This is a genomic window from Phyllobacterium sp., from assembly GCF_037994425.1.
Taxonomy (GTDB): domain Bacteria; phylum Pseudomonadota; class Alphaproteobacteria; order Rhizobiales; family Rhizobiaceae; genus Phyllobacterium.
The window spans coordinates 1-18,336 of sequence record NZ_JBBNAM010000059.1 but is presented as its reverse complement, the minus strand read 5'-3'; the positions used below and the strand labels follow the sequence as shown (position 1 = coordinate 18,336).

The window sequence follows — 18,336 nt, the reverse complement described above, 5'->3', positions numbered from 1 at the left end:
AAGTGGCATCGCGCGGTGTTCTGGTGACGGGTCCCCTGCGAGAGGCGAACCCATTCGCTCGAGTGAGATATGGGAAGCTGTTCCTAGGCTCGCAAGGTCGAAATCGGAGCTTTTATCATGCCAGATGCAAAGCGAATTATCGATATGGATTATGGTGTGCGCTTTCACGCGCGGGTGTCGGCCCAACGACCGTGTTTGGTGTGTCGCGGGAAGGTATGGATCCTCGGGGCAAGCCCAGGATCACCGTGGGCCGGAAGAGGACCGCCGAGAGCTAGGCCAAGGGCGAAGCTGGCGAAGTCGACAGATACAAAAGACGAGGGAGGCTACTGACTACGCCGGCCAAATGTCCATACCCTTTCCTGCCCATCGTCCTCGGGCTTGAGCCGAGGATCCACGACAATTGACCGAATGCCGTATAGGCAGCGGGGGTTTGCCAAAACACGATGACTCTCTTGCAAAAATGAGGACGCCGCCTGTGAACGAACACAGGCGGCGCAAGTCAATATAAACTCAAGTCAGACGTCGGATTCGGCGGCGGCCCGGCGCTTTTTAACCTCGGCAACAATGCTTGCCGGCGAAAGATCGTTCGCAGCATCCGTCGCGCTTGGTGTTGCGCCGTTCTCTTCGGTCGCACGCGGTTCACGGACGCGGGCCGGGCCACGGCCACGAGGCGCACGGCGTGCAGGCTTGGCCTCGGCGCTTTCCATTGCAACAGGCGCCTCAGCCTCTTCCGGTTGGGCTTCAGGTTGAGGTTGTGGATGGCGCTGACTTGCAGTGTCGTCGTCATAGGCGACTTCTGCGGGCGTACCCTGTATCACCGGCTGTGGCCCGCTGCCATTGATCGGCTGATGCACGATGCGCTCGGCTTCGTTGCCGGTCTCATCGTCATAGCCCATATCCTCGTCCTGGTCGTCGCGATCGTCGCGCTGGAACTGGACGGGCGCCTGAGCTTGCGCCGCTAGAATGATTCGATTGTAGTGCTCGGCGTGCTGAAGATAGTTCTCGGCTATCACCCGGTCGCCGCTGCTCTGGGCATCACGTGCCAGAGTGGTGTATTTTTCGGCGATATGCTGAGCATTTCCCCGAATTTTTACGTCGGGTCCGTTGCTTTCGTAATTGCGGGATAGTGGGTTCGGACCTTTTCGGTTGTTGTTACCGCGTCCGCGCATGCGCCTATTCTGCTGTACTGGCCTCATACTTATCTCTTTTCAGAAAATCAGGGGCGCTGTTTTGCTCACCATTTGAGTCAAAAAGCTTCGCTTCTCAAGTGCCGACCTGAAGCGCGCCCCGCGCTTCAATCGCATCCAAAGTTTCATAAAACTTTTGTGCTGCCGCAAAAACCGTTTCTCCAAAGCTGTTTCCGAAGAAAAATCAAACACCCGGAAATTCCCTACCAACTTCTTGATAGGCAGAACCAGATTTGTTCGGTTTAGAGCGGTAATCGGAAACTATCCGTCTTCGCGCAAAATTCCAAGCCTTTTTTCAAGATTTTTATGCCGCTGTGAACAAAAGCGCCCTTTCGTGGCCGCCAATATCCGTCTTTGCGGCCTTCAGCACAAAATCTGATGCGACGAAAATCGCCTCGACGTCCGCGCGTTGATCAAAACCGATCTCCACGGCGACTGCCCCGCCCTGACGCAGATAACGCCCGGCTTGAGCAGCGATGATTCGGTATGGCCCAAGGCCGTCCTCACCGCCATCAAGCGCCCGGACAGGATCATGCAACACAACTTCGCGTTGTAGTCCTTCAATGTCGGCCGAACGTATATAGGGCGGGTTGGAGACGATAAGATCGTAACGCCCAGTTGCGGCGGAAAACCAATCCGAATGCAGACAGGCAAATCGCTCCGATACACCATTCAGTTGGGCATTTTCACGCGCCGTATCAAGGGCCTCGAGCGATATGTCGATGCCCACGGCTCGTAGTTGACTGAATTGATTAAGCAGCGCCAAGGCAATGGCGCCGGTTCCCGTACCGAGGTCAAGAAGATCGGCAACGCCAAGTTCGGTAATGCGATCGCGCAAAAACGGGAGTACAAGCTCCACGATCGCTTCGGTATCGGGGCGCGGTTCGAGCGTTTCTCTCGACAGGCTCAGTTCAATATCGAAAAAAGCCCGCTTGCCGATAATCCGGTGAACGGATTCGCCGTTCATTCGCCGGGTAAGCGCCAAGTCCAGTCGAGTATTCGCTTCCAAATCGATCGGCCGATCAGGATTTCGGATCGATTCGAGTTGATCGGTATCGGTGATCCATTCAACCAGAAGGCGAGCATCGAGCGCAGCGGTTTCAATGCCGGCGCCCAAAAGTCGATCACGCGCCTGTTTGTGCACGTCGGCAAGGCGCGCCATCGTCATAGCGCATCGTTCATCTGGGCAAGCAACGCCGTCTGATGATCGGAGATCAAGGCGCCGATGAGTTCGTCGAGATCGCCTTCCATGATGCGATCGAGCTTGTACAGCGTCAGGTTGATGCGGTGATCCGTCACACGTCCCTGCGGGAAATTGTAGGTACGGATACGCTCCGAACGATCGCCGGAGCCCACCTGGCTGCGGCGCGCTTCCGAGCGCTCGCTATCCGCTTTCTGGCGCTGCATATCGAAAAGGCGCGAGCGCAGCACCTGCATGGCGCGCGCCCGGTTCTGGTGCTGGGATTTTTCCGCCTGCACGACAACGATGCCTGAGGGGAGGTGTGTGATTCGGACGGCCGAATCGGTGGTATTGACATGCTGGCCACCGGAGCCGGAAGCACGCATGGTATCGATACGGATGTCTTCCTGGCGGATATCGATGTCGATCTCTTCCGCTTCCGGCAAAACGGCGACCGTGGCCGCCGATGTATGGATGCGTCCGCTGGCTTCCGTGTCGGGTACGCGCTGCACACGGTGAACCCCCGATTCGAACTTGAGCTTTGCAAAGACGCCCTTGCCGGAAACCATGGCGATAACTTCCTTGTAGCCGCCAGCCTCACCATCGCTTGCTGAAATCAGCTCGACGCGCCAGCCGTTCGCGGCGGCGTAGCGTTCGTACATGCGAAAGAGATCGCCAGCAAAAAGCGCAGCTTCCGACCCGCCCGTTCCGGCGCGGATTTCGAGGATCGCGTTGCGCTCGTCGGCAACGTCCTTCGGCAAGAGAAGAACCTGTATGTCCTTTTCGAGTTCACTGATCCGTTCGTCGATCTCGGGCAGTTCGGCCTCGGCAAGCTCGCGCATGTCCCGGTCGATCGATGCGTCGTCGAGCATCGCCTGAAGCCCGTCAGCTTCGCTGCGCGCGGCGAGAAGCTCGCGAATCTTGGCGACGACGGGCTCCAGTTCGGAATACTCCGATGCAAGCTTCACATAGGTCTCGGAATCGGGATTGCTCGACATCTGCGTTTCCATCATGGAAAAACGCTTCAGCAGCTGATCCATACGATCCTGCGGAATGGACATTATCAAGAACCTCTAGAGTGGGACGCCGGCTCGCTCTGCGAACTTGGTCAGAACATGGCGCAACGTTCCCGTCTCGCCGTGATTGTCGATCGCATCTTTGAGCTGCGCGCTGAGTTCGCCGACGTCGAGCGAGCCAAGCATGGCCTTGACCGGACCGATCGCGGCCGGCGACATGGATATGGAACGATAGCCGAGCCCGATCAACGCCATGGCCGACAAGGGTTTGCCAGCCATCTCGCCGCACAACGTCACATTCGTATGGTTGCGCTCGCCTGCCTCGGCGATCTGGCGCAGCACCCGCAAGAATGGCACGCAAAGATTGTCGAAACGGTTGTTGATGATCGAATTGCCCCGATCTACCGCCATCACGAACTGAAACAGGTCGTTGGAGCCGACCGAAACGAAATCGACTTCAGCCATCAATTCATCGAGCTGCCAAAGCAGCGAGGGAACCTCGACCATGGCCCCGATCTTGACGCGCGTCGGCAGATCATAGGCAAAGCGCGACAGGTGCTGGACCTCGCGGTTGATGAGTTCGCTCGCCTTGCGCACCTCATGCACTTCCGTGACCATCGGCAGCATCAACCGAAGCTCGCGTCCGCCGGCAGCCTTGAGCAGGGCGCGCACCTGCGTGCGCAGCAAGCCCGGTCGATCGAGCGTCAGGCGCAGGGCGCGCCAGCCCATCGCCGGGTTTTCCTCGTTCACATTGCTGCGGAAATAGGGCAGCACCTTGTCGCCGCCAATATCGAGCGTGCGGAAGGTGACCGGGCGGTCGCCGGCTGCATCGAGCACGGATCGATAGAGTCGCTCCTGCTGCTCAGCGCGTGGAAATGTCGATGCCACCATGAACTGGAGCTCAGTCCTGAACAGGCCGATACCCGCAGCCCCCGCTTCGGCCAGCTGTGGGAGATCGACCAGGAGCCCGGCATTCATCAACAGCGAGATTTCCACGCCATCCTTGGTGATCGATGGCTTGTCGCGCAATTCGCGATAGAGAGCCTGGCGCTTGGCGCGGAACCGCACCTTCTCAGAATAGGCGGCTTCGACGTCGGATTGCGGCCGAAGGTGCACGCGCCCGTCATCCCCATCGACAATCACGGCGTCGTTGTTTTCCGCCATGGAAACGACGCCCTTGACCTGGCCCGCCACCGGGATGCCCATGGCACGCGCAACGATGACCACATGGCTGGTTGCAGCTCCATCTTCGAGAACTAGGCCGCGCAGCCGCTCGCGGGGGTAGTCGAGCAGTTCGGCCGCGCCCATCGAGCGGGCGATGATAATCGCATCCTTTGCAAGCGTGCCCGCCATCGTCTTGACGTCGCGCCCCATCAACTGGCGCAGCAGCCGGTTGGCAAGGTCATCGAAATCGCTGAGACGCTCGCGCATATACGGGTCGGTCAGATGCATCATGCGGGCGCGCGTATCGCTCTGCACCTTCTCGACCGCGGCTTCCGCCGTCAGGCCATTGCGGATCGCCTCTTCGAGACGCCGCACCCAGCCGGTGTCATGTGCGAACATACGGTAGGCCTCGAGCACCTCGCGATGCTCACCCTCGAATGCTACGTCGCGGCGCGACAGCATATCGTCGATTGAAATGCGCAGCGATCCGAGCGAACTCTCGAGCCTGTCGATTTCCGCATTGATGTCTTCGTTGAAGAGATTGGTGACGACGATACGCGGCTCGTGCAGGACGACGTGGCCGAGGCCGACTCCGTCGTTGAAGGCGCTACCGCTAAAGCTCATCGGCTTGCCAAGATCGAGTTCGACGCCCGGACGCGCAATCCGCGGGATTTCACCGGCTGCGACCATCTCCGCAAGGACCATTGCCGTGGTCTCGAGCGCTTCGACCTCGTCTTCGCGATAGACCCGTTTTGTTCGGTTCTGCACAACCAGAACACCGAGTGTGCGCCCTGCCCGCAAGATCGGCACACCCAGGAACGAATTGTAAATTTCTTCGCCCGTTTCAGGCAGATAGGCGAATGCCGGATGGGCCTGAGCATCAGTCAGGTTCAGCGGCCTTGCACTTGCGGCAATGGTGCCGACGAGGCCCTGGCCGAGGCGAAGTTGCGCCAGGTGAACGGCAGAGGGATTGAGGCCCTCGGTTGCATAGAGTTCGAGCACGCCATCCGAGCGCAGCACGTAGAACGAGCACACTTCCGCGACCATGTTCTGCGCAATCTCGCGAACAATGCGGTCGAGCCTCTCTTGTGGCTCAAGAGCCTCCGCCATCAATTCGCGGAGGCGCTTCAGCATCACACGAGGGCCACTTATCGGGTCGCGTGTAGGCACCGGATGCCTTTCTCCCATTGTCAGTCGTGGCAAGGGCGCCGGGACCTTACCAAATCAGTCGATCTATCATGTCAGTCGGCGCTGACGCCGACAAACAGAATCTCGCTCGTTAATGCTTATCGAGACCGTACACAGAATGCAAAGTGCGTACGGCGAGTTCCGCGTAGGGGCCGTCAATAAGGATGGAGATCTTGATCTCGGAAGTCGTGATCGCGCGGATGTTGATCCCCTTGTCGGCAAGGGCGCGGAACGCCGTGGCTGCGACGCCCGCATGGCTGCGCATGCCAATGCCGATGACGGAGACTTTGACCATGCCCGCCTCGGACTGGATCACGTCGAAGCCGACGTCCTGTTTAACCTTTTCGAGCACGACCAGCGCCTTCTCGAGATCGCCGGTCGGCACCGTGAACGTCATGTCGGTTTTTGATCCGTCCTCGGAGATATTCTGGACGATCATGTCGACGTTGATGTGGGCCTCGGCGAGCGGGCCGAAGATACCGGCGGAGATGCCGGGACGGTCAGCAACACGCCGCAACGAAATCTGAGCCTCGTCCTTGGCGTAGGCAATTCCTGTGACAACCTGCTGTTCCACGATTTCTTCCTCGTCGCAAATAAGTGTTCCGGGCGGATTGATCAGATCGCCCATGCCCGGTGCATCGGGATCTTCGAAGCTGGATCTGACAAATGTGCGCACTTTGTGCACCATGGCAAGTTCGACCGAACGCACCTGCAGCACTTTGGCACCGAGCGACGCCATCTCCAGCATCTCTTCGAAGGAGATACGCGAAAGCCGGCGCGCCTTGGGCTCGACGCGCGGGTCGGTCGTATAGACGCCATCGACATCCGTATAGATGTCGCAGCGATCAGCCTTCACCGCAGCCGCAATGGCAACTGCGCTTGTATCCGAACCGCCGCGTCCCAGCGTCGCAATGCGGTTGTCGGGGCCGATGCCCTGAAAACCGGCGACAACCGCAACCTGGCCTTCCTTGAACCGTTCGATCAGGAATGAACCGTCGATATCGACAATCCGGGCCGCGCCATGCGCGCTGTCGGTTTTGATCGGGATTTGCCAGCCCTGCCAGGAGCGGGCATGAATGCCCATGGACTGTAGCGCAATGGCAAGCAGCCCGGACGTTACCTGCTCCCCGGATGCCACGATGGCGTCGTATTCACGCGCGTCGTGCATCGGCGAGGTCTGCCGCGTCCAAGCCACAAGTTCATTGGTCTTTCCCGCCATTGCCGAGACAACGACCGCAACCTCGTGCCCTGCGTCGACCTCGCGTTTGACATGCCTGGCCACATTGCGGATGCGGTCAATATCGGCCACCGAAGTGCCGCCGAATTTCATCACGATGCGTGCCATGGAAATTACCGTTCTGGAAAGGCCTGAAACTGGATCGGAAAAGAGTCACCTGAAATGAAATGGCTCTTTGCCGAATGAATGCGGCCTCCCATAACGAAATTATCGGCCGACTGCAAGAATGCGAATGATCAGCGCGGTCTCGAATGCCATTCTTCGCGCCGGCTGATATTGCTCTATTTGCGCCTTGACATTTTCTGTCGGAAGGGGCCACTCGAAAACAGTCAAAGAGGATAAGGCCATGGCGACAACCGAACGCAGTACCATTGATGCCGCAGAAGTCGAGCGCTTCTCGCGCATGGCCGCCGAGTGGTGGAACCCGCAGGGCAAGTTCCGCCCGTTGCACAAGTTCAATCCAACACGCCTCGCCTATATCAAGGAAAAAGTCTGCGCTCACTACGCCATCGACCCTCACCGACCAATGCCCTTTTCCGGACTGCGCATTCTCGATATCGGCTGCGGCGGCGGCCTCCTCTGTGAGCCGATGGCGCGGCTCGGTGCGACTGTCGTCGGCGCTGACGCCGGCGAGACCAATATCGAGGTTGCAAAAATTCACGCAGGGCAAAGCGGCCTTGCCATCGATTATCGCGCGACGACGGCCGAGGCTTTAGCGGAAGCCGGCGAGCAATTCGACATCGTCCTCAACATGGAAGTGGTCGAGCACGTCGCCGATGTGGAGCTTTACATGTCTGCGTGCGCGCAGATGGTGAAACCCGGTGGCCTGACCTTCGTCGCCACCATCAACCGTACATTGAAGGCATTCGGGCTTGCCATACTCGGTGCCGAGTACGTGTTACGGTGGCTCCCGCGCGGAACGCACCAGTATGACAAGCTGGTGCGTCCGGACGAACTCGAAACGGCGTTGGTGCGATCCGGATTGCAAGTCCTCGAAAAGGTGGGCGTGACCTACAGCCCGCTCAGCGACAGCTGGAACCGTTCCCGCGACACCGACGTCAACTACATGGTGCTCGCTACGCGGCCTCAGTAACCTCTGGCTCTTTCGCCTCCATGCGCTGGGCCTTCGTCGTCATGAGGACGCCGATCGTGATGATGGCGGCTCCCGCCCAGGTCGCAAACTGATAACCTTCGCCGAGAAACAATGTTCCGGCAAGAAGGGCGACCGCTGCCCCGACATAGCCGATCTGGCTGAGATATACGGGCCCGCCGACAGCCTGGAGCCGGAAATACAGCGCAAACATGCAGGCCGAAGCCAATACCTGAGCGACAACCAGCCACGGTACTCCAGCGAGGGGCGCAATTGGGAATTCGCCCGTCATGAAAAAAATAACCGGGACGAGCATGATCGCCGTCATCAGGTGGCTGCAGGCCGCAAGCTCGGTCGGGTCGGCACCGGCCGGCCAGTCTATCGTCCGGTAGACGTTTCCGAGCGCGAGCAGAACCGGAATAAGCAACCCGATCACAACCCAGAACGGATCGGCAGGCTGCCCAACCTGACCGCGGGTGGAGCCGACGATGACTGCGCCGGCAAAGCCGACAAGAATGCCAAGGAGGCCGAGCGTGTTCGGGCTGCGCAACTTCAACAATACCGAGAGCAGCAGCGTGAACACCGGCGACAGCGTATACATGATGCCCGTATACCCCGATCCGAGATGCGGGATCGCCGAAAGCGTCATCAGATTGGGGACGGCATAGGAAACGAACGCCGCGATGATGTAATAGCGCAGCATGCGTGCGTTCAGCTTCGGCCGCTTGCCCATGATGAGAAAGGCCGCAAGCAGTACCGTCCCTGCGCCGAGCGAGATGACGAATGCCCAGACCGACGGCGCAATGCCAGCCGCGAATGCAAGTTTGCCGAAGGGAAGCGTCAATCCGAGAAAGGTGCCGGTCAGAACCAGCAGCACGGCGGCGGAGTTAAGCAGTTGCATCGAAGAATCACCTGGTTCCGAGACGAGAACCTTAGATGCTAGTTCCAATGCAAGATCAATTGTGCTCTTCGGGAAAGACTGGAAGCGGCATGACATCAACGCCATCATCAAGAAGCGATTTGACTTCCTCCTGGGAGGCTTCGCCGTATATGCCGCGCTTCTCAACCTCGCCAAAATGGATCTTGCGCGCCTCCTCGGCAAAGTCGCCGCCGACGTAGTCGGCGTTCTCACGCACCTTCTTGGTCATTTCCTTGAGCTCGCTAACCATCTTGCTCATGGCAACGGCAATCTTTTCCTTCTGGCGCCCCGTGGTCAGCGATGGTGCCATCAGGGACTTGCCGATTTTATGCGAGCCGCATTCCGGGCAGTTCACCAGACGCTTTTCAACTTGAGAATCGAAGTCATCATTGCTGCGGAACCACCCCTCAAATTCGTGTTCGTGATCGCAGTGGAGCGAAAACCGGATCATGATGCCACGTCGAGCCTTGTCTTTTCCCCATCGTTCTCAACGATCAATCCAAACGGGCGGGCATTCTTGAGGTTGGGTACCTTTGCGCGGGCGGCGGCACTCAATGCCGGATCGATATCGGCAACAATAATCGCCGGGTCAGCATGGGCGGCTTCCGCCAAGACTTCGCCCCATGGAGCAACGATCAGCGAATGGCCATAGGTCTCGCGCCCATCTTCGTGTACGCCGCCCTGCGCCGCCGAAATCATGAAAGCGCCGTTTTCGATTGCTCGGGCCCGCTGCAATACATGCCAATGCGCCTCGCCGGTCTGGCGGGTGAAAGCCGCGGGAGCGGATATGATTGTTGCGCCGGCAAGCGCCTGGGCCCGGAAAAGCTGCGGGAAACGCACGTCGTAGCAGATGGCCAGCCCGAGGCGCGCAAACGGTAAATCGACGACGACCGTGTCGGAACCGGGAGCGTATATCGCGGACTCGCGCCAGCTCTCGCCGTTGTCGAGATCGACATCGAACATATGAATCTTGTCGTAGCGCGTCAAAACCTTGCCATCCGGTCCGAACAGGAAAGCGCGGTTGGCAATCTTGCCATCATCGCGGGCGATCGGCGTAGAACCGATGTGGAGGTGGATAGCGTGTTTGGCTGCAAGCCCGGCCGCAGTTTTGACGATTACGTCATCGTTTTCGCCCCTGAGCACGCTGGCCAGCGCCTTGCGGTCCCGCTGCAACGCGCCAGTCATTTCCGGGGTCTGGATATAGACAGCACCCTTGCCCGCCGCCTCCGCCACATATTCAGCGAGGTCAGCGGCATTGCGCTCAGGATCCACGCCGGAGCGCATCTGGATTGCGGCTGCACGAAATGACGTCATTTTATCATCCATCCTCAAGCGAGTTCGCCGGTCTTCAACAGTGGGTCGAGACGGCCCTGGTTTTCGAGCGCATACAGATCATCACAACCGCCGACATGGGTCTGGCCGATGAATATCTGCGGATATGTCGTACGCCCATTGGCGCGCGCCAGCATTTCCTGACGTGCAGACGGCACAAGTGTCGCATTGTGTTCGACAAAGGCAACGCCCTTCTCCGCAAGCAGGCTCTTGGCCGCCGTGCAATAGCCGCAACCGTTACGCGTATAGATCGTCACATCAACCATTCAATTACTCCACGTTGCTCTTATATAGGCATGAAAAATTAACGCGAAAAGACCCGTTCTTTGCGGCATCTCGCCCTCAAACTGGCAATTCTTTAGACAAGGCGCGGCTGAAGGTGAGGACATCTACCCGTGATGCGCCGCCTCGCAGCAGCGCGCGCGACGCGGCTTTGACGGTCGCTCCGGTTGTATAGACATCGTCAATCAGAAGCACGCTCCTTCCCTTCACCTTGATTTCCTGGGCTTCGGGCACCTTGAAAGCGTCGCTCATGTTGAGCCTGCGTGCATTCATACCAAGGCCTACCTGCTGTTTGGTCGGTTTGACGCGCCTCAGCGCGTCCGGATCGAAGGCTTTGCCACCCGTTCGTGCGAGGTGCCGGGCAAGCTCAGCCGATTGATTGAAGCGGCGAAACCAGAAGCGCCGGGCATGCAGCGGCACCGGTACGATGATATCGCAACCATCGAGAAGTTCGACGCCGGCGCGCAACATCCAGCGCGCCATCCATGGCCCGAGGTCGGTGCGGTCATTGTATTTCAGCCGGTGCACCATTTCGGCGATGACGCCTTCATGTACGGCAACCGATCGGGCACGCCCGAACGGCGGCGGATCGGCAATTGCTTCCGCAGAAACGATTTCACTGCCGAGGTCGTGGCTGAATGGTGTTCCGAGGACAGGACAATATGGTTTCTCGATGAAGCGCACGTTTGACCAGCAGGAACCGCACAGACTTCCCGGCTCGGCGACAAGCCTTTCGCATCCGGAACACACCGGTGGGAACAATAGCCCGGAAATCTGGCGCATTATCGAGCGGGCAAGGCAAAGCGCCGTCTTCTTCAAAGTTTCCGCACCAGTTTTCATTGCATTTCGTTCCAAAGCGACGCATCTACCGGGTTGACTATACTGCGATCAGAGAAATTCGAAATGGAACGGCATCAGGTTTTCGACCGGCAATTGTTGCTAGCCCGACGTCTGCGAGCACTCCGCCAGCATGGTAGCTCGGCTGATTTCCTACTGGCGCGGGTAGCTGATGATCTTGAGGAACGCCTCGCCGCCGTCGAGCGCAGGTTCGATGTCGCTGTCGACCTGGTCGGCTACAACGGCCTCGCAGCGCAGGCATTGCAGCGGTCGCACAAGACCGGGGCGGTGATTCGCGTTGAACAGGATGCAGGCTTTCTCGATGCGTCGTTTCCGGCGATTGTCGCTGACGAAGAGGTGCTGCCCCTGAAAACGGGAAGCGTCGACCTGATCGTATCCCTCCTTTCGCTGCACCTGACCAACGACACGCCGGGCACGCTGCTGCAAATCAGGAGGGCGCTCAAGCCCGACGGCCTATTCCTCGGGGCGATGGCAGGTGAGAATACGCTTGGTGAATTGCGCGAATGCCTGCTCGCGGCCGAAAGCGAAATCTATGGCGGAGCGTCGCCCCGTGTTGCACCGTTCGCGGATGTGCGCGATGCGGGCGGTCTTCTGCAGCGGGCCGGTTTCACGCTTCCGGTCACCGACGTCGAAACTTACACCGTTCGTTACGATTCTCTATTCGCGTTGATGCGCGATCTGCGCGCCATGGGCATGCAGAACGCCCTCCTCGGCCGGTCACGCAAGCCGGTCTCGCGCCGGTTTTTCATGCGAGCGGCGGAAATCTATGCGGAGCGTTTCAGCGACCCGGACGGGCGCATCCGGGCGACGTTCTCGTTTATCTGGATGTCGGGCTGGGCCGCGCATGATTCTCAGCAGAAACCCCTGAAACCAGGTTCGGCCAAAGCTAAGCTCGCGGATTTTCTTACGAGCGTCGAAAGCCTTGAAAAGAAGTAGGGATCAGCAATCGCCGCTCTGCGACCCATCGCTCTTGATAATGCAGACCGCATTCGGTGAGCGCTGCAGTACACTACGGTGAATTGTGTAGGTTGAAGTGGACGGATCAGCTTTCCTGACCGAGCCAGTGGCAATCTCGTCGAGGGATCGCGCGGCGGAATAGTCGACGACGGCCTGCGAACCGCGATCGGCAAGTGGCGCAATAATAAGTGCAAGCGCAATGGCCGCCGAACCGAACAACAGCGTGATGCGCAGCAGCCCGGTACCTGCGTTCAGAAGCGTCCCGGATAGCCGCGGATCATCCTCGCGATAGTCTTCCTTGCGCGCCATGCCCCACCTGAAACTTTAATGCCCCAATTCGGCTAAAAGTCGCTCAATCAGGTGAAGGATTCATTAACAATCCCCTATCTGAGGTTGCGCTCAGAGAAGATCGATCAAAAACGGGATCAGTGGAATATCGGCCGGCGGCATGGGATAGTCGCGCATATCTTTTGGCCTGACCCATTTCAGCGCCTGCCCTTCCATGGGACGTGGAATGCCTTCATAGCGGCGGCAGATAAACAGCGGCATCAGCAGATGGAACGTCTCATAGGTATGGCTCGCGAAAGTGAGCGGTGCAAGGCAGGCGGATTTGACGATAATGCCAAGTTCTTCATGTAGTTCGCGAATGAGGCTGGCTTCGGGCGTTTCGCCAGGATCGACCTTGCCGCCAGGAAACTCCCAAAGCCCCGCGAGAGACTTGCCCTCCGGACGCTGGGTCAAAAGGACACGACCGTCGGCATCAACGAGTGCACAGGCTGTGACCAACAAGATGGAGTGGGAGGTGCGCTCACTCATGATCGGGCGCCTGTCTGTAAGCGTAACGATAGGCTTCCTTGAATCCCAGCTGCTCGTAAAGCTTGATCGCCGCGGTATTGGCGACCTCAACCTGCAGCCACGCCTTTTTCGCGCCGTGCTGCTCTGCCCATTTCAACGCCGACCGAACGATCGCGCGGCCGAGGCCCGTGCGGCGATGCTTCGCTGCCGTGGTGATATTGAATAAGCCGACGAGCGCTCCATCCTGTACGCCGATCGCCGTGGCGGCCGGCTCGGCGTTCTCCTCGATGACGAAGAGACCCTTCGAAGGTTTGATCCCGCTGATGACTTCGAAGAGACCCGGCTTTACCGAAGGGTCGGCCCCTTGCACCTTGATCGAGGCGTCGATGAACCTGCCTATATCCTTGAGCGGGATTTGATCGATTGCATCGCCGACATCGACATGCGCGAGATCGGCAACCATGACCATCGATTCATCAAATCGCGCCCAGCCGATACTTTCGAGATACGCGTCAAGTTCCCGCGGCGCCAGGGGCGAAAGCCTGAAGATCGGTGGCCTGCCATAGGCCCGGAAGCGTTGCGCAGCACGTGCGACACGGTTTTCCATATCGGCGATGTCGCCAGGATCGAGCGGATTAACTGAATTGAGCCGTTTTGAAGGATGGCTCGCAGTAATGCGAATGGCCCAGCTTCCGTCATAATGAACCGAGGAAGCCGGCCAAGCCCTGAATCCAACCGCCTCAATCTGTCTGATCTTCGCCAGTTGCATTCGCTATCCTTGTATGAGCAAGCGACCTTAGCTGCGGTAATCGCCGTTGATGGCGACATATTCCTTCGTGAGGTCGCAGGTCCAAACGGTCGCCTTGCCCTTGCCGAGGCCTATATCGACGCGGATTTTGATATCCTCGTTCTTCATGTAAGCAGAGGTTGCCTCTTCAGAATAGTCCGGATCTCGTTCGCCGTCGCGTGCAACGCGGATGTCGCCGAACCAGATCGCGAGGCGGTCACGGTCCGCCGGCTCGCCCGCCTTGCCGACCGCCATGACGATTCGGCCCCAATTGGCATCCTCACCCGCAGCCGCAGTCTTGACGAGTGGCGAATTGGCGATCGAAAGTCCAATGCGCTTGGCCGACCGGTCCGATGTTGCTCCGGTCACCGTGATTTCGAGCATCTTGCGGGCGCCCTCGCCGTCGCGAACGACCTGCAGGGCAAGGTTCCTCAGGACTCGGTCGAGTGCCTTACTGAAATCCTTGAGCCTTTTGTCCTTGGCCTTCGTGACCCGCTCGGCACCGCGCTCGGCGGCGGAACCCGTCGCAAAGAGCAAGAGCGTGTCCGAGGTTGAAGTGTCGCTGTCGACGGTGACGGAATTGAAGCTCTTCCCGACGGATTTTGACAGGAGCTTCTGCAAAACATCCGACTCGATCGGTGCGTCCGTCGCAACAAACGACAGCATCGTTGCCATGTCAGGCGCAATCATGCCAGCGCCCTTGGCGATGCCATTGATGGTGACCGGAACGCCGCCAAGGAGGACGGTCTCCGTTGCGACCTTGGGGAACGTGTCCGTCGTCATGATGGCGCTGGCAGCTTCCTGCCAGTAGCCGGGAACGGCCTTCTTGGTCATGTCTCCGAGGAGATGGCTGAATTTTCCTGCATCGAGCGGTTCGCCAATAACACCTGTCGAAGCGAGAAAGACTTCGCCGGGCTTGCAGCCCACCGCCTTCGCCGCCGCTGCAGCTGTAAGCCTGGTCGATTCACGGCCCTTCTTCCCGGTAAAGGCATTGGCATTGCCGGAATTGACGACGACGGCACGCGCCTTGCCGCCTTCGAGACTGTCGCGGCAGAAATCGACCGCAGCTGACGGACATTTAGACTTGGTGAAGACGCCAGCAACCGCCGCTGGCTTGTCGAAGACGATCATAAGGACGTCAGTGCGGCCCTTGTACTTGATGCCCGCCTCGGCAGTGGCAATCCTGGCACCATGGATTTCCGGCATGGCAGGGTAATGTTTCGGTGCCAGTGGAGAGACAGACGTAGACATCGGCGACCTCGAAAAGCGCATGTGACAAGGTTGGATAAGATGAAGGAACCCGGCGCATCTGCGCCGGGTCCCGATATATTACTGCTGCTGCGCTTCCATGGCGGCCTTCATGGCCTTTTCGGTTTCGGGATCGCCATATTCGATCTTCAGATCGCCCCGATCCTTCTTGACGAGGTCGAGATAGCGCTCACGAATGAGGAGCGACTTTACCTGTTCCTTGACCTGGTCGAATGCAGGCGGCTGCTGCACGCGCTTGTCTTCCAGCTTGATGACGTGGAAGCCGAACTGGGTCTGCACCGGTACCTTGCTGTATTTGCCGATTTCGAGTTCGTTGGCCGCCTTCTCGAATTCGGGCACCATCTGGCCGGGTCCGAAATAACCGAGATCACCGCCTTGGGCAGCCGAACCGTCCGTCGACTTGGCCTTGGCCACATCCTCAAATGACGCGCCGCCATCAAGCTCCTTGATGATGGCCTCAGCCTCTTCCTTGGTTTTTACCAGGATGTGGCGTGCACGCACTTCGTTCTGCGGCGGCATCGCAGCGATTTCCTTGTCGTAGCGGGCGCGGATGTCAGCATCCGTGATCTTGTCGACGACCTGCTGCTTGAAATAGTCATTGTGAAGCGCGCGGTCCTTGAGGAATTCGAGGCGGGCCTTGAAATCAGGCGTCTGGTCGAGCTTTTCGGATTCGGCCTTCGCTGCCAGCGACTTGATGTCGATGATCGCAGCTAGAGCCGCCAAACGCCGCTGTTCTTCCGGCAGCCGTGAGAATTGCGGATCAAGGTCGGCGGCAATCTGGTCCACGTCCTTCACGGTGACTTTCTCACCGTTGACGGTCGCGAGAACCTTGTCGGGATCGACCTTGGCCGGTGCTGCCTGAGCTGCATCGGCTTTGGGAGCTTCTGTTTTGCCTGCGTCCTGAGCCAATGCCAGAGTGGAAACACCGGTCAAAAGCAGTGCAGCAGTCATCAATGAAAGAGTTTTACGTAAATGCGTCATGGGTCAATTTCTCCTCGGAAGGACCGGTACGTGCTAGGAATGCGGCAGAATTTTGCTATGGCGAAGCGATCAATCGCTTGCTGCTTCAACATTGACATAATTCGAGCCCCCTCTTATCTGTCCATCGGCTTTGCGTCCAGATAGCTTGGCAACCATATGCTTATAGATTTGGCTTGGTGTCCGTATTGTAACAGGCATGCTTAATGCGGGCGGCGGGCGCCACAAAAAATGCCGGGATTCCTGGCAAAACGGATTAGAGAGGACCAGGGATGGTCAGTTTCGGCGGCCTTGCCCGCAAGATTTTCGGCTCCTCGAACGAGCGCCGTGTCAGAGGCTTCAAACCCCGCGTTGAGGCAATCAACGCGCTTGAAGCAGAAATATCATCACTCACCGACGAACAGCTGAAGGCGAAAACGGCGGAGTTCCGCGCGCAACTCGCCGAGGGCACCAAGGTCGACGACCTGCTGATTCCGGCATTTGCCGTCGTGCGCGAGGCCGCCAAGCGTGTACTCGGCATGCGTCCCTTCGACGTACAGTTGATCGGCGGCATGGTTCTCCACCAGGGCGGCATCTCGGAGATGCGCACGGGTGAAGGCAAGACGCTGGTTGCTACCCTCCCCGTCTATCTGAATGCCTTGGAGGGCAAGGGCGTTCATGTCGTGACCGTGAACGACTACCTTGCGACGCGTGATGCGCATTGGATGGGCCAGCTCTACAATTTCCTCGGCCTAACGTACGGCATCATCGTCCATGGTCTTGACGACGAGGAACGCGCAGCGGCTTACAATGCCGATATCACCTACGCCACCAATAATGAGCTTGGCTTCGACTATCTGCGCGACAACATGAAATATGAGCGCTCGCAGATGGTCCAGCGCCCGCACCACTACGCTATCGTCGATGAAGTCGATTCGATCCTCGTCGACGAGGCACGTACGCCGCTTATCATCTCCGGTCCGCTCGACGATCGCTCCGACTTCTACAACCTCATCGACACCTTCATCCTGCCGCTGAAGCCAGAGGACTACGAAGTCGACGAAAAGCAGAAGACCGCGATCTTCACCGAAGAAGGGACCGAGAAGCTCGAAAACCTTCTGCGGGACGCGGGTCATCTCAAGGGCGAAGGTCTCTACGATATCGAGAACGTTGCGGTCGTGCATCACGTCAACAATGCGTTGCGCGCCCACAAACTGTTCCAGAAGGACAAGGACTACATCGTTCGCGGCGATGAAATCGTCATCATCGATGAATTCACCGGCCGCATGATGCCGGGCCGACGCTTCTCGGAAGGCCTGCATCAAGCCCTCGAAGCCAAGGAACATGTGGCGATCCAGCCAGAAAACCAGACCCTCGCATCGATTACCTTCCAGAATTACTTCCGCATGTACAAGAAGCTCGCCGGGATGACCGGTACCGCTTCAACGGAAGCGGAGGAATTCGCCAACATTTATGGCCTCGAAGTCACGGAAATTCCGACCAATCTGCCGGTACAGCGTAGGGACGAGGACGACGAGGTCTACCGGACTGTCGAGGAAAAATACAAGGCGATTATCCGCGATATCCGCGAAGCGACGGCCAAGGGCCAGCCGATCCTCGTCGGAACGACGTCGATCGAGAAGTCCGAACACCTTGCCGAACGCCTCCGCAAGGAAGGCTTCAAGGATTTCCAGGTCCTCAACGCGCGCTATCACGAGCAGGAAGCCTTTATCGTCGCACAGGCTGGTGTCCCCGGCGCATTGACCATTGCCACGAACATGGCCGGTCGCGGTACCGACATCCAGCTCGGCGGCAATCTCGACATGCGAATAAAGGCTGAACTCGACGACATGCCTGCCGGCGAAGAGCGCAAGGCCAAGGAAATTGCAATCCGCGAGGACATTGCACGGCTCAAGGAAAAGGCACTTGCTGCTGGCGGCCTTTACGTGCTTGCCACCGAACGCCATGAAAGTCGCCGCATCGACAACCAGTTGCGCGGCCGTTCCGGCCGTCAGGGCGATCCGGGCCGCTCGAAGTTCTTCCTGTCGCTGCAGGACGATCTGATGCGCATTTTCGGCTCCGAGCGCATGGACGGCATGCTGCAGAAACTCGGCCTCA

At 58.7% G+C, this 18,336-nt stretch carries 18 protein-coding genes; 3 read left to right on the top strand and 15 right to left on the bottom strand.

Features of this window, described 5'->3' with window-relative positions; genetic code table 11:
* Positions 1 to 515 precede the first annotated feature (515 nt).
* From AAAB35_RS04270 to AAAB35_RS04250, 5 genes are all read right to left on the bottom strand, one after another.
* On the bottom strand, positions 516 to 1,196 hold the full coding sequence (locus AAAB35_RS04270; RefSeq protein ID WP_340666984.1) for a DUF4167 domain-containing protein: 681 nt from the start codon (positions 1,194 to 1,196) through the stop codon (positions 516 to 518).
* A 295-nt stretch (positions 1,197 to 1,491) separates the two neighbouring features.
* Entirely contained in the window at positions 1,492 to 2,355 is an 864-nt protein-coding gene (gene prmC, locus AAAB35_RS04265; RefSeq protein WP_340666983.1) for a peptide chain release factor N(5)-glutamine methyltransferase, read from the bottom strand.
* Positions 2,352 to 3,431, bottom strand: a complete 1,080-nt coding sequence (prfA, locus tag AAAB35_RS04260) for a peptide chain release factor 1 (protein WP_340666985.1) — start codon at positions 3,429 to 3,431, stop codon at positions 2,352 to 2,354. The genes prmC and prfA overlap by 4 nt, the downstream gene beginning before the upstream one ends.
* A 9-nt stretch (positions 3,432 to 3,440) precedes the next feature.
* Positions 3,441 to 5,735 (bottom strand): phosphoenolpyruvate--protein phosphotransferase, encoded by a 2,295-nt coding sequence (gene ptsP / locus AAAB35_RS04255; protein WP_340666982.1) that lies wholly within the window; start codon positions 5,733 to 5,735, stop codon positions 3,441 to 3,443.
* A gap of 91 nt (positions 5,736 to 5,826) precedes the next feature.
* The gene (locus AAAB35_RS04250; RefSeq protein WP_340666981.1) at positions 5,827 to 7,080 is read right to left on the bottom strand and encodes an aspartate kinase; all 1,254 of its coding nucleotides are present in this window, start codon (positions 7,078 to 7,080) and stop codon (positions 5,827 to 5,829) included.
* A gap of 238 nt (positions 7,081 to 7,318) precedes the next feature.
* Between AAAB35_RS04250 and ubiG the strand changes: the two genes are divergently transcribed.
* Positions 7,319 to 8,065 carry a bifunctional 2-polyprenyl-6-hydroxyphenol methylase/3-demethylubiquinol 3-O-methyltransferase UbiG gene (ubiG, locus tag AAAB35_RS04245; RefSeq protein ID WP_340666980.1) on the top strand — a complete coding sequence of 249 codons (747 nt, stop codon included), beginning with the start codon at positions 7,319 to 7,321 and terminating at the stop codon, positions 8,063 to 8,065.
* Here the strand turns inward: ubiG and AAAB35_RS04240 are convergent.
* The 5 genes from AAAB35_RS04240 to AAAB35_RS04220 form a co-directional block, all read right to left on the bottom strand.
* Entirely contained in the window at positions 8,049 to 8,963 is a 915-nt protein-coding gene (locus AAAB35_RS04240) for a DMT family transporter (RefSeq protein ID WP_340666979.1), read from the bottom strand. The two genes, ubiG and AAAB35_RS04240, sit on opposite strands and share 17 nt — an antisense overlap.
* A gap of 55 nt (positions 8,964 to 9,018) precedes the next feature.
* Positions 9,019 to 9,432: a DUF1178 family protein gene (locus AAAB35_RS04235; protein WP_340666978.1), complete on the bottom strand. Its 414-nt coding sequence runs from the start codon at positions 9,430 to 9,432 to the stop codon at positions 9,019 to 9,021.
* Positions 9,429 to 10,295 carry a carbon-nitrogen hydrolase family protein gene (locus AAAB35_RS04230; RefSeq protein ID WP_340666977.1) on the bottom strand — a complete coding sequence of 289 codons (867 nt, stop codon included), beginning with the start codon at positions 10,293 to 10,295 and terminating at the stop codon, positions 9,429 to 9,431. Before AAAB35_RS04230 ends, AAAB35_RS04235 begins: the two co-directional genes overlap by 4 nt.
* A gap of 14 nt (positions 10,296 to 10,309) precedes the next feature.
* Entirely contained in the window at positions 10,310 to 10,579 is a 270-nt protein-coding gene (gene grxC, locus AAAB35_RS04225; RefSeq protein ID WP_340666976.1) for a glutaredoxin 3, read from the bottom strand.
* A gap of 76 nt (positions 10,580 to 10,655) precedes the next feature.
* Positions 10,656 to 11,435, bottom strand: coding sequence for a ComF family protein (locus AAAB35_RS04220; protein WP_340666975.1), 780 nt, complete (start codon positions 11,433 to 11,435; stop codon positions 10,656 to 10,658).
* 63 nt (positions 11,436 to 11,498) lie between these two features.
* On the opposite strand from AAAB35_RS04220, the gene AAAB35_RS04215 reads away from it, so the two are divergent.
* Complete coding sequence (locus tag AAAB35_RS04215; protein WP_340666974.1) at positions 11,499 to 12,389, top strand: methyltransferase domain-containing protein; 891 nt, start codon at positions 11,499 to 11,501, stop codon at positions 12,387 to 12,389.
* Between the two features lie 3 nt (positions 12,390 to 12,392).
* Here AAAB35_RS04215 and AAAB35_RS04210 read toward each other — a convergent pair whose 3' ends face one another.
* From AAAB35_RS04210 to AAAB35_RS04190, 5 genes are all read right to left on the bottom strand, one after another.
* A complete protein-coding gene (locus tag AAAB35_RS04210) occupies positions 12,393 to 12,719 on the bottom strand; it encodes a hypothetical protein (RefSeq protein ID WP_340666973.1) in 327 nt (108 codons plus the stop codon).
* 90 nt (positions 12,720 to 12,809) lie between these two features.
* Positions 12,810 to 13,226 (bottom strand): (deoxy)nucleoside triphosphate pyrophosphohydrolase, encoded by a 417-nt coding sequence (locus tag AAAB35_RS04205; RefSeq protein WP_340666972.1) that lies wholly within the window; start codon positions 13,224 to 13,226, stop codon positions 12,810 to 12,812.
* Complete coding sequence (locus tag AAAB35_RS04200) at positions 13,219 to 13,974, bottom strand: GNAT family N-acetyltransferase (RefSeq protein WP_340666971.1); 756 nt, start codon at positions 13,972 to 13,974, stop codon at positions 13,219 to 13,221. Before AAAB35_RS04200 ends, AAAB35_RS04205 begins: the two co-directional genes overlap by 8 nt.
* A gap of 27 nt (positions 13,975 to 14,001) precedes the next feature.
* The gene (gene argJ / locus AAAB35_RS04195) at positions 14,002 to 15,243 is read right to left on the bottom strand and encodes a bifunctional glutamate N-acetyltransferase/amino-acid acetyltransferase ArgJ (protein ID WP_340666970.1); all 1,242 of its coding nucleotides are present in this window, start codon (positions 15,241 to 15,243) and stop codon (positions 14,002 to 14,004) included.
* A gap of 78 nt (positions 15,244 to 15,321) precedes the next feature.
* On the bottom strand, positions 15,322 to 16,242 hold the full coding sequence (locus AAAB35_RS04190) for a peptidylprolyl isomerase (protein WP_340666969.1): 921 nt from the start codon (positions 16,240 to 16,242) through the stop codon (positions 15,322 to 15,324).
* Between the two features lie 269 nt (positions 16,243 to 16,511).
* On the opposite strand from AAAB35_RS04190, the gene secA reads away from it, so the two are divergent.
* Positions 16,512 to 18,336 (top strand): preprotein translocase subunit SecA (gene secA, locus AAAB35_RS04185; RefSeq protein ID WP_340666968.1); only part of this gene is annotated, 1,825 nt, incomplete at its 3' end.

Bases quoted from the DNA above. Each gene is read 5' to 3' on its own strand.
- AAAB35_RS04270 (WP_340666984.1), bottom strand. From the start codon at position 1,196: ATGAGGCCAGTACAGCAGAATAGGCGCATGCGCGGACGCGGTAACAAC.
- prmC (WP_340666983.1), bottom strand. From the start codon at position 2,355: ATGACGATGGCGCGCCTTGCCGACGTGCACAAACAGGCGCGTGATCGA.
- ptsP (WP_340666982.1), bottom strand. From the start codon at position 5,735: ATGGGAGAAAGGCATCCGGTGCCTACACGCGACCCGATAAGTGGCCCT.
- AAAB35_RS04250 (WP_340666981.1), bottom strand. From the start codon at position 7,080: ATGGCACGCATCGTGATGAAATTCGGCGGCACTTCGGTGGCCGATATT.
- ubiG (WP_340666980.1), top strand. From the start codon at position 7,319: ATGGCGACAACCGAACGCAGTACCATTGATGCCGCAGAAGTCGAGCGC.
- AAAB35_RS04240 (WP_340666979.1), bottom strand. From the start codon at position 8,963: ATGCAACTGCTTAACTCCGCCGCCGTGCTGCTGGTTCTGACCGGCACC.
- AAAB35_RS04235 (WP_340666978.1), bottom strand. From the start codon at position 9,432: ATGATCCGGTTTTCGCTCCACTGCGATCACGAACACGAATTTGAGGGG.
- AAAB35_RS04230 (WP_340666977.1), bottom strand. From the start codon at position 10,295: ATGACGTCATTTCGTGCAGCCGCAATCCAGATGCGCTCCGGCGTGGAT.
- grxC (WP_340666976.1), bottom strand. From the start codon at position 10,579: ATGGTTGATGTGACGATCTATACGCGTAACGGTTGCGGCTATTGCACG.
- AAAB35_RS04220 (WP_340666975.1), bottom strand. From the start codon at position 11,435: ATGAAAACTGGTGCGGAAACTTTGAAGAAGACGGCGCTTTGCCTTGCC.
- AAAB35_RS04215 (WP_340666974.1), top strand. From the start codon at position 11,499: ATGGAACGGCATCAGGTTTTCGACCGGCAATTGTTGCTAGCCCGACGT.
- AAAB35_RS04210 (WP_340666973.1), bottom strand. From the start codon at position 12,719: ATGGCGCGCAAGGAAGACTATCGCGAGGATGATCCGCGGCTATCCGGG.
- AAAB35_RS04205 (WP_340666972.1), bottom strand. From the start codon at position 13,226: ATGAGTGAGCGCACCTCCCACTCCATCTTGTTGGTCACAGCCTGTGCA.
- AAAB35_RS04200 (WP_340666971.1), bottom strand. From the start codon at position 13,974: ATGCAACTGGCGAAGATCAGACAGATTGAGGCGGTTGGATTCAGGGCT.
- argJ (WP_340666970.1), bottom strand. From the start codon at position 15,243: ATGTCTACGTCTGTCTCTCCACTGGCACCGAAACATTACCCTGCCATG.
- AAAB35_RS04190 (WP_340666969.1), bottom strand. From the start codon at position 16,242: ATGACGCATTTACGTAAAACTCTTTCATTGATGACTGCTGCACTGCTT.